Raw genomic sequence first — 2,172 nt, 5'->3', positions numbered from 1 at the left:
CAAATTTAACACTTTTCTCAAAATTCATGCACCGTGTTTTCGGCTTGACCCGGAAAAATGCGTATGAGTTCCCTTTATCCCTACGCTTCACGATAGACCGCAAGTTCTTCTACTTTACAGTTGGAAGTTCTTTTACTGAGAAAAAGTTCTCGGACATCTGCAATGCGACGAAATGTAAAAGCGAGAACTACAAACTTCAGAAGGAGTGGAAAGATACCGTTGCCCCTAAGTACAAAGAAATCTTGATGAATCTGAACAAAGGCGGCATCCTGACATTTGAGATGGTACGTCAATGTATCATGGGTGAAGAAGTGGTGCTATCTAAAGAGGACACAACCCAATCACAATCCTTTATTAGTATATGGGAGCAAATCATTCACGAGTTGCGTACAGAAGACGGAGGAGCACGTTTCACCACGGCAGAGAGTTATGAGTGTTCTCTCAAATCATTCAGAAAGATTCTTGGAGAAAATGCAATTAAGGGCTTCTGTATCTGTGCGGCAGAACTTCAGAAGTGGAAGGATGGTATGCACAATGGAGTAAAAGACGAAAATGGTGCGATTGTCGGAAAAATCAGTGACACTACGGCCGGTATCTATTTGCGTTGTTGCCGTGCCGTATGGAACAGGTGTGTACATGAGGGCTACCTCAAAGATGTTCCCTATCCTTTTTCCAACAAAAAAGAGAAAGGACTTGTGAGCATTCCAAAGAGTGCAAAGCGCAAGCAGAGCTTCTTGAACGTAAATCAGATGACGGAACTATACAACCTTTTCGTATCAAAGAAGTATCCAGAACATTGGTCGGAAGAATATGTGCAACGTGCGCATTATTCATTGGGATTATTTCTTGCTCAATACTTATGTAACGGTTTCAACATGGCTGATGCAGGCCGCTTGACCTATAATAGTTATTATTATCAGACAAATGGCAAAGCTTTCCGCTTCAATCGAAAGAAAACATCCCGACGGAGTGCTGACGGCTCAGAGGTAATAGTCCCTATCATCCTTCCCTTACGATATATCTTGGATGAGATAGCCGCACCTCCGACTCGGGACGGTTTTGTGTTCCCCGATATATTAAAAGGAGCGGAAACGGAAGGGTTACGCCGCAAATACACTATGCAAGAGAACTCAAACGTGAAAGACCGCGTCATTAAGATTTGCCATGAGGCATTGAATTGGGACAAGTCCATCTGTCCGTCCGGCACATGGTGCCGACACTCGTTTGCTACTAATCTACATAATGCCGGAGTGGATATGGATTATATCTCTGAAAGCATGGGGCATTCAACTTCTGATCATGCCATTACCCAAATCTACATTGAGCATTATCCTCTTGATATACAGATACAGAACAATTCGAAGTTGTTAAACTTGGAGAATTCTTCTGAAAGGGATGTCCTATTGGCGAAGTTGGCGAGTATGTCCACAGAAGAATTGCTCAAACTGTTCAGACAACCTTAATCCGTAATGCTGATGATAAACTTCATAGAAAGGATAAAATCCTATTCCAAAAGAAAGGATACTGCTGATATGGCTATACGTGCATGGAAATCGGCCAATGAGGAAGTGTATGCCAACTTTTGTAAGCGCATGGATGCTGTGGCTAAAGGCGATATATCTGTTCTGATAGATATGTATCTGATGATGCGTGACTGCGTTCCACCCGAAGCCCTGATGATGTATAACTGGCTCTCTGATTTTGTGAACAGCAAGGATGTAACAGCCATCACGAACCAACAATGGGCTGGTCAATATACCGAGACCATTGCCCAATGTATCACCAACAAGCGTTTGTGGATAGGTGTCAATATCAAAATGGGGACAATAGAACTGCTTACATCGCCAAAGTCAGAGCTGCTGATGGTTCATTCTGAAACGCCTATTGAAATATGGAATCGTCTGCCGCAGGAGTTAAGGTCCTACTTGATTGGGCAATTAGATATGTTCATGAGAAACAGCAAAGGATGTTATCTGTTGAGCAAACTGGAAAGAAAAATGGTTTATCAGTTCCTGACCTATATCTCTCAAATTATTTTCCTCTCTTATGCGGTGTTCATTAGCGGGTTCATGGCTAATCTCTATGACCGTGTAATGGAAAAGAAAGAGGACTTGGCTTATTGCATGTGGAAAAGGCGCGTGAGTTTGACCCCCTCGGGCACGCGGGATTTGA

The 2,172-nt window shown here is 43.0% G+C and carries 1 protein-coding gene and 1 pseudogene; both read left to right on the top strand.

Annotated elements, in window-relative coordinates; all coding sequences use genetic code 11:
• Positions 1-26: 26 nt before the first annotated feature.
• On the top strand, positions 27-1,463 hold the full coding sequence (locus C5S62_RS06915; RefSeq protein ID WP_104404661.1) for a tyrosine-type recombinase/integrase: 1,437 nt from the start codon (positions 27-29) through the stop codon (positions 1,461-1,463).
• A gap of 12 nt (positions 1,464-1,475) precedes the next feature.
• A pseudogene (locus C5S62_RS06910) lies at positions 1,476-2,172 on the top strand (hypothetical protein); the annotation flags it as partial.

The sequence above is a fragment of the Prevotella sp. MGM2 genome, assembly GCF_002933955.1.
Classification (GTDB): Bacteria; Bacteroidota; Bacteroidia; order Bacteroidales; family Bacteroidaceae; genus Alloprevotella.
This window is presented reverse-complemented; position numbering and strand designations above follow the sequence as displayed.

Excerpts from the sequence above, each read along its gene's own strand:
- C5S62_RS06915 (WP_104404661.1), top strand. The coding sequence starts at position 27 with ATGCACCGTGTTTTCGGCTTGACCCGGAAAAATGCGTATGAGTTCCCT.